General features: G+C 35.3%; 7 protein-coding genes, 2 tRNA genes and 1 pseudogene. 3 read left to right on the top strand and 7 right to left on the bottom strand.

From position 1 onward, the window contains the following. Nucleotides 1-366 precede the first annotated feature (366 nt). Nucleotides 367-1194: a 50S ribosomal protein L11 methyltransferase gene (prmA, locus tag HHL23_RS21995; RefSeq protein WP_169236881.1), complete on the top strand. Its 828-nt coding sequence runs from the start codon at nucleotides 367-369 to the stop codon at nucleotides 1192-1194. An 18-nt stretch (nucleotides 1195-1212) separates the two neighbouring features. Then, entirely contained in the window at nucleotides 1213-2055 is an 843-nt protein-coding gene (locus HHL23_RS21990; RefSeq protein ID WP_169236880.1) for an SH3 domain-containing protein, read from the top strand. 316 nt (nucleotides 2056-2371) lie between these two features. Here HHL23_RS21990 and HHL23_RS21985 read toward each other — a convergent pair. The 3 genes from HHL23_RS21985 to HHL23_RS21975 all read right to left on the bottom strand — a co-directional run bounded on the left by HHL23_RS21985 (nucleotide 2372) and on the right by HHL23_RS21975 (nucleotide 4039). Beyond that, nucleotides 2372-2445, bottom strand: a tRNA-Arg gene (locus HHL23_RS21985). Nucleotides 2446-2477: 32 nt separating this feature from the next. Then, nucleotides 2478-2552, bottom strand: a tRNA-Pro gene (locus HHL23_RS21980). An 863-nt stretch (nucleotides 2553-3415) separates the two neighbouring features. Next, the gene (locus tag HHL23_RS21975; RefSeq protein ID WP_169236879.1) at nucleotides 3416-4039 is read right to left on the bottom strand and encodes a hypothetical protein; all 624 of its coding nucleotides are present in this window, start codon (nucleotides 4037-4039) and stop codon (nucleotides 3416-3418) included. Between the two features lie 311 nt (nucleotides 4040-4350). Between HHL23_RS21975 and HHL23_RS21970 the strand changes: the two genes are divergently transcribed. Continuing rightward, nucleotides 4351-4815 carry a hypothetical protein gene (locus tag HHL23_RS21970; protein WP_169236878.1) on the top strand — a complete coding sequence of 155 codons (465 nt, stop codon included), beginning with the start codon at nucleotides 4351-4353 and terminating at the stop codon, nucleotides 4813-4815. A 67-nt stretch (nucleotides 4816-4882) separates the two neighbouring features. Here the strand turns inward: HHL23_RS21970 and HHL23_RS21965 are convergent, their stop codons facing one another. The 4 genes and pseudogenes from HHL23_RS21965 to HHL23_RS23025 all read right to left on the bottom strand — a co-directional run. Continuing rightward, nucleotides 4883-5662, bottom strand: a complete 780-nt coding sequence (locus HHL23_RS21965) for an ABC transporter permease (RefSeq protein ID WP_169236877.1) — start codon at nucleotides 5660-5662, stop codon at nucleotides 4883-4885. Next, nucleotides 5655-6557, bottom strand: coding sequence for an ABC transporter ATP-binding protein (locus HHL23_RS21960; protein ID WP_169236876.1), 903 nt, complete (start codon nucleotides 6555-6557; stop codon nucleotides 5655-5657). Before HHL23_RS21960 ends, HHL23_RS21965 begins: the two co-directional genes overlap by 8 nt. Next, a complete protein-coding gene (locus HHL23_RS21955; protein ID WP_169236875.1) occupies nucleotides 6557-7834 on the bottom strand; it encodes an erythromycin esterase family protein in 1278 nt (425 codons plus the stop codon). Before HHL23_RS21955 ends, HHL23_RS21960 begins: the two co-directional genes overlap by 1 nt. Nucleotides 7835-8037: 203 nt before the next feature. Continuing rightward, a pseudogene (locus HHL23_RS23025) lies at nucleotides 8038-8149 on the bottom strand (IS982 family transposase); the annotation flags it as partial.

The raw sequence follows: 8149 nt of genomic DNA, 5'->3' as shown, positions 1-8149 counted from the left end.
AAGACCTCAAAGATCAAATAAAAGAAACATAGGTAAATACAGAGCGAGAGCCAAGCCCATAGTCTCTAAAAATCAAAAAGATAGCTTATGAAATTTTACTAACTTAATGACATTGGGCTTTAGCCCGCTTTTTTATTAACACAAACTCATAGGGCTTTAGCCAAAACATAAAAACCCTTTTTATTTTTCCCTGCCTCAGCTTAATATCAACCCCATTGCGGGCTTAAAAAACAGCCAGCCAATCAAAAAAAGTTGCGCCTCCGCGCTTAAAATAAAAATAGAATCAACAAAAAAACGATACTGAATACACTTCCATTTTTTTAACAATAATAACATTCTTATTTTTGCACTAAATTACTTACGCACATGCAAAATTATTTAGAATTCAATTTCAAGATTTCTCCATTGCAGCCATGGAACGAGATATTAATGGCAGAGCTTATCGAAATAGGTTTTGACAGCTTTACAGAAGAAATTGATGGAATTTTAGGATATATCCAGAAAGAACTGTTTAAGGAAGAAGATCTTAAAACACTTCCGCTTTTTGAAAACGAAAATGTGAACATTACGTATTCTTTCGAAGAAATGCCTAATATCAACTGGAACGAAGAATGGGAAAAAAACTTTTCACCAATTAATATCGATGATAAAGTACTGATCAGAGCAGAATTCCATGAATCTGTACCGGGAATGCATGAAATCATCATTCAGCCTAAAATGTCTTTCGGAACAGGACATCACCCGACAACACACCTCATGATCCAGCAGATGATGGATATCGATTTCAATGGTAAAAAAGTGCTTGATATGGGATGTGGAACTTCTGTATTGGCCATTTACGCAAAACAACAGGGTGCCGGAGACGTAAAAGCGATTGATATTGATGAATGGTCTGTAGAAAATTCAAAAGAAAATGCTGCCAGAAATGGTGTTGAACTGGATATTGAACTGGGAACTGCAGAAAACTTAGGAAAAGAGAATTTTGATATCATTCTGGCGAATATCAACAGAAATATCCTGATCTCCGATATTCCTACCTACGTATCAGTGATGAATGAAGGCGGTAAGTTACTGCTTTCCGGACTTTGTTTCTTTGATGTTGATGATATCCTGGAAGTTTGTAAAGAAAGCGGGCTAGAGCTTAAGAAAAAGCTTCAGCGTGAAGAATGGGTAAGCTTATTGTTGGAGAAATAATTAAAACAAAATACAAGTATGAAATATGTACTGACGGTTTTATGTCTATTGTTTCTGCAGCTTTTTTCAGCACAGGAAGAAGACATGATGTATGCTGACGGAGTTTTTAGCTTTGAGGAAAATAAACCCCAAAAAGTTTTTACGAACTGGACCAGGGTAAGAAAGGAAGCGGATGTAAAATCACAGGTTATCGACTCTCTGCAGACCAATCAGCAGGTGATAATTCTTAAAAAAGAAGAAGCTATTCTTAGATTGGGTGAAAGAGGGGCCAATTGGTACAAGGTTTCCTACCAGAAAGGAGACGCTGTTTCCGAAGGGTATATCTGGGGCGGAAATCTTAGTGTAGGGTATCGTAACAAAAATGGCTACGACTTCCTTTTTGGGCTATCAAAAACAGTAGACCGTAAAAGCAAAGAATATAAAGGAACTGAAAAACAGAATATCGCAGGCATCAAAGTGATGGAAGGAAATGCCCTGATTGATGAGGTGTATTTTGATACAGGAAGAGGTGAGGAGCTGAGTTATGCTACATTTACTATCGAAAGCGGCCATAAACTACAGAATGTAGAATTAACCCTTAAGGCAATGGTTTCCGGTGAAGCATGCGGAATTGCAAGCTATAATCAGTATGTACTTTTTAGAGATAAAAAGTTGGTTGCGCTGCCTCAGCTGACGAATGTAGGAGATGCAGATGTTTATTATCATTCTGAGGAATTTGTTTTTCCTAATGATAAAGGAGGAATTCCTAATGCTTTTATCTTTAAGATGGAGGAAATGGAAAGAGACGATAAAGACAGGGAAAAGAAAAAACGTTCGTCCAAAACATATTTTTGGAACGGAAGCTCTTATCAACTTAAATAGACTTTCAAGTAAAATAAATCTGGCCACTGTATGAATTACAGTGGTTTTTTTATCTTTATCAATATGAAAATAAAAATTTCTATCCAAAGTGGATCGTAGAATAAGTGATATTCGTGATCACAAGGCTTTTTTAGGGGGTAAAAATACAATGAATACAGGTAGTCGGGGAATAAGGACTCGTTTCCGGGTTTTAGGTTAAATGGGCAGGATAAGAGATTTTAGTGCAAATTGGAAAAAAAAACTGTCTATAGAAAGAATGAAACCTATTCTGATTAAAAACAAAAAAGACTCTGCATTTCTGTAGAGTCTTTTTAAGTGAGCGCGTCAGGATTCGAACCTGAGACCGTCTGCTTAGAAGGCAGATGCTCTATCCAGCTGAGCTACGCACCCATTAAATAATTTTGTGAAAATTACTAAAACTGTCGGGGCGGCAGGATTCGAACCTGCGACCTCCTGGTCCCAAACCAGGCGCGATGACCGGACTACGCTACGCCCCGATTATTAGGTCATTTTAACGAATTTTACTTCGTTTTTGCGAGTGCAAAGATAGAAATTTATTTTGAATAAAAAAGACTTATTTGAAATAAATATTAAATTTTATGAAAGGAAAGGTCTTTCAATACGGTGTTTATTATTTTGATGGGAAAATTTTTTAATGGTACTGTTTTGATTTCTAGAGTTTTTAGTCTGTCTTTTATTCAGAGGGGTTTAAATTTTGTAAAAAAATTAAAGCAGGATGTTTTTTTATGATTTTGCAGACAATTATCTGCCTGGTTGAGAAGTTTCCGATAACCGCTAACAAGAAAAATGATGCCCGGAAATCAAATTATTTTTTAAAAAATTGCTTTTTTACAAGTTGGGTTAGATATAGCTGATGATATTATTTTATAATCCGGTACAATCAGGATGAGAAAACTAAGCTTATTCTTTACAAAAAAAATAACGGTGGAGTATTTTGTAGATGATGAAACATTGAAAATTGCGTCATCATTGTGGAAGAATCATGATCAGCTTGAAAAGACCTAAACAGCATAAAAAGTGTCAATATAAAAGCTAGAATACTGCCGGAATTTGACTGTTGAAGCGCTAGTAATTGATGACCAAATGTATGCAAAGTGGACTCCGTATCTATCAGAGTCTCACACGTCGCATATGTTTAAGAGGGCTGCTAAAGGTTGTATAGAGAGAATTTAAGATTCAGGTTTTAATTTAAATGAGAGACAATATCTGCGCACAAACTGTCCTGTTGCTTATCGATAACTGTTGCAACTGAGAATCGTCATTGAGGTTTACGAATTATATAGAATTTATTTTTAGATGAAATGTCTCCAAACCAACTTTTAGGTTTTTTGGTTATAGTTTAAAGAGTCATTCTTAAATTAACATCTTCTACATCACCTTCTTTTTTTATAGTGACCGTTTTGCGAATATTAGCTTCACTAATAATCTTAAAGTAATGATGCCCCTCTATTTCTCTTGAACTCTGAAGAGTATTATTGATGTAGGTATTCTCATAACCTAAGGTATAAGTCTGCTGCTTATCTTGTATGTAGTTGAACCCTGTGATCAGTAAATATTGTCCGGGCATTAGATTATTGATCTCGAAGCTGCCTTTATCATCCTTTACCTGTATTACTTTAATGCAGGCTCTAGCCTCTTTGTGCAGTTCTACTATCTTACCTTCCTTTTCATACTTTTTGCTTACTTCCTGCCATTCTTTAAAATAGGCAGTTTGTGGCATTACAATAATGGAAGTCCCTTTGGGTGCATATTGTCTTTTGTTTATATTAAGGATAGCAATTCCTTTGATGCCAGATCGGTTATCTTTAGCAAAAGCCTGTCCCTTAATGGTTGAATTGCCCCCTGTCATCAACTGTATGGTTTCGTTTTTATTAAATTTGGCTTTCTGCTCAACTGTAAATGACTGCCCAGTTGCTATAGAAAAGATAAAGAAAAGCAGAGGAATAAGGTATTTTTTTTTCATGATAAATGTTTTTATAATTTATTTTTTTGCATCAATATTAATGCCAATAATTGTGACAAAATGGGCTGAAATTTTGTCTAATTAGAATTTTTGTAAAAAACAACACTTTGTAAATTAATGTTGAAGATATTCATACATATATCATAAGTGTAATTCATGTAGTTTTTGACTAAAAGCTAAACCGAAAAGTGTTAAAAAAAGTAAAAAAGAGAGTTTAAAAGTAATTTTGTTTTTATATGAGTGTATTTTAATTAATTTATAAATATATTTAATTTTCAGATTAGTATAGATTAAAATTAAAAAAAAGCAGAATGAATTATAAATTTTTGATTATGTTAAGTCCTTTTATTGCATTTAATACAAATTGCACTTCTCGGCAAAAAGTAGATACAGCTGTAGTTACGTCAAATGATGTACAAAAAAGATCAAAGATTAAAAAAGTTGAGATCACAGAGCAAACAAGGGGTACCAATAGGTTGATTACATTTACTCCAGGTTCTGTAACTACGACTGAAAATGGAAATGTTTCAGTTGATGTTTTGTCAGCGGTAGCTTGGGGAAACATTATAAAACAAGCCGAATTGATCGATCTGGACAAAATAGCTTTATGGCAATCTCCTTCAGAAGGACGATTTGGAGACAGAGCCTTGGCTTCCACAGTGTCAATTACCGTTGATGGGAAGGCCTACCAGTCATCAAGTTTTGATTCTGGAAGGCCTCCGAAAGAATTGGAAAACCTGTATAGAGAGCTTTTTAAAGAAATAAAAGCCCAATAGAAGCTTCCTACAAAGAATTAACATAAATTATACTTTGTGAAGTCTCAGACTTCACAGAGTTTTTTAATTATACAGCCTTCTTTCTTACAAACAGATAAAAACTTACCCCAGCAAAAACAAATATGGCAGCCATATTACAATAGTCCAATCTTCCAAAAGATATATTTTCGACCAGTAAATTCTCCAGAAACCTGTAACCTCCCGTGTACACCAGAAAATCTGAAAACTTTTTCTCATTGGCAAACCCTGAAAAAATAAGCATGAACATACTGAAGCCTATAGGGTAGATGAAGTTTTTGAACATCAGGCTTAATGTCAGCTGTACCATAGTGATCGCAGAAAGGGTGATAGAGAATTTTAAAAAAATATAAAATATGACCTCTCTGAAATCATAATTCTGGAATCCAAGCTCGGGAAAAATAATACTGAAAAGATAACCGCTCAGAAGAAAAACGAAATAGGTCAAAAGGATCGAAAACCAGACTGTTATCAGCATGAAGGCTACTTTTGAAAAAAATATTTTTGACTTTGAAACAGGCAGGGTGAAAAGTATTTTATAGTTATTGTTCCTGTACTCAACATCGCAACAGGCGTGAACGAAAAGAGAAACCAGGATAGGGTACAGCATATAAAGAAACATACACACCGTCCTCCCCAATATGAATTTCCATGGATTGAATGTCCCTTCTCCAACTCCAACTCCGCCTTCGGTGAGGATGTTGTAGATATTATAAAAGTCAATAGCGATGATAATAAGAGCTGGAAGCAGTAATATACCGAAGAGTTCCTTGCTTTTCGAAAGTTTATATTGTTCAGAAGAAAAGGCTTTATAGAAAGTATTAGTCATGGTTTTTAGAAATTAAATTAATAAAGATCTGTTCAAGATGAGTACTTTGAGATTCTATATCATAAATCTCAATTCCGTTTTCAATCACTGTTTTTAAAAGTAAATTGAAATTTTTATCATCATTAGCCCTTACTGAAATCTTACCCGGACTGGGTTGTGAAACGGAAAAAGATTCATGCAGGACTAAAGTTGCTTTTTCGGCATCATTTACTTTCAGGACCACCTCTTTTTCAACCTTAGTCAAAAGTTCGTTCTTGGTTCCCTGGAAAACCATTTTGCCACCTTCGATGATTCCGATGTGTGTAGCTGTTTTCTCCAGTTCACTGAGAATATGGCTCGAAAGGAAAATAGTTTTACCCTGTTCATTCAAATGCTGGAAAAGTTTTCTCATTTCAGAAATTCCCTGAGGATCAAGCCCGTTCAAAGGTTCATCCAGGATCAGCAGTTTAGGATCATGAAATATCGCCATGGCAATTCCCAGTCGCTGTTTCATACCCATTGAAAGGGCGCTGGCGTTCTTTTTCTTTTCCTTGTGCAGATCTACCAGTTTCAGAACCTCATCAATTCTTTTCCTTCCTTTTCCATAGATGATATCCAGATATTTTAAATTTTCAAAAACCGTCAGCTTCGTATAAAAGCAAGGCGATTCTATCAGATTTCCCGTTGAGGCAAGAATTTCTGTACGGTTTTGTTTTAAACTTTTATTCTGAATAAATATTGTATCATCGGCTTCCTTCAAAAGTCCCAAAAGAAGCTTGATTGTAGTTGATTTTCCCGCTCCATTCCTTCCCAGATAACCATAGATGCTTCCTTCCGGAACATTCAGGCTGATATTGTTTAAAATAGCCTTAGAACCTATTGTATAGCTCAGGTCTTTAGTGGTAATACTTTCCATTATTTCTTGAGTGGTGTTAAAATGGTATTGGTGTCTATGTAAAATATTCCGTCAAAAGAACGGCTCCAGTTCTTTTTCATGTCCATTCTCTGGTTGATGGTCGATACAAATTCCTTCTTCAGGAATGAGTTTTCAGGAATATTTCTCAGATTAAGAAAGAAATAGGGTGTTTTGGCCTGATGAAATAGGTTTTCAATCGCAAATTTCCCCGGCTTGTCAGAGATGTTCCCGGTTTCATTTCGCTGCGCATAGGATGAAAAATCAATGATATAAGATACCTTTCCATATTTATTCTTAATATAATAGCCAAGCGGGAGGTAATCCTTGCTGTATCTTTCTGCGAAAGTGTGAATGTTAGCACACCACACAATAACTTTTTTGTCTTTATAAACAGAATCGATCTGATGAATAAGATTTTTGGACATCAGAGAATCCCTGAACTGCATACTAGGCATAGATCCCGGCTTGTATTTCCAGTTTTTGATCATGTTATCCTTGATGTCGTGAAAATACCGGGCATACATCATATTTTCAGGATTTTGATTCAATCTTAACAGAGCCTGTTCAAGTTTTGTAATTTCCTGAAGAAATTCATTTTTTTGATTTCCTTTTAAGATCTTGTTGGCATACTTCCGGTAAACGAAATTATTCAGCTCATTGATATGCTTACTGAAAACAGGAAAACTTTTAATATTAATGTTGTTACGAATTAAAAAATCTTTTAGCAACTTTCCGCGTCGTCCAGCGAGTGTGCTTCCTGAAAACTGGATATCAAAGCCTCCAATTTCAATAGGTGTGCCGGATGTTTTGGTTTTTTGATAGTACCGGATCAGCGGTTGAGATTCCTTACCATCCCACCAGAACGGGAAGAGTCCCAGACCTCCAATGGAATCTGCGGGAACTTTAAGTTTATGATGATTCATTTCTTCGTTCATGATCCAGGTGTCATACTGTCCTGCTTCATAGAGAACAACAGTATAGTCCAGATTTTCATGAAGATATTTGATCAGTCTGCTTTTTGCTTCGAAGGTGGAGCCGTCATAATGAGTATTTTCTCCCAGCATGACCACCTTATTATCCTTTAAGATAGAATCAAATACTTTGAGGTCGCTGTTATCCCTGTATTCCATGGAGATACTTTTCACAGGATGTTTGTACCGCTCAACTTCCAACAGCTGTTCTTTTGTATCCTTTTCAGGAACTTTCTGGTATATCATTTTGTTGAGGACAAAAATGGCAAAAACAGAAATGATAAAAATGTACATGATTTTCTTCATGAATTACAATTTACAGGTTGCTGAATTTTTGTTTATTATCCTTAATAGGTGTTGTTTTGATAAATAATGTTACTCCCATGTGTGAATTATTTAGGTAGCGGACGAAAATAATGCCGAAAGATAGGGTAATGGCTTATTGTCATTTTGCTTTTGAATTGTAAAAAATAAAGATTGATATTTTGTTAAAGTAACCTGAGTTCGGGTTAAGCGAAGTTTAAAAATAATTGCCCGTCATTTACTTTTTTTAAGTTGAGTGACGGTTTTTTTGAGAAGAAACAATAGGCAGTTAGTCCTCCCAAAATGTTCATCATAAAA

The sequence above is a fragment of the Chryseobacterium antibioticum genome (genome assembly GCF_012927325.1).
GTDB classification, from domain to species: domain Bacteria; phylum Bacteroidota; class Bacteroidia; order Flavobacteriales; family Weeksellaceae; genus Chryseobacterium; species Chryseobacterium antibioticum.
This window is presented reverse-complemented; position numbering and strand designations above follow the sequence as displayed.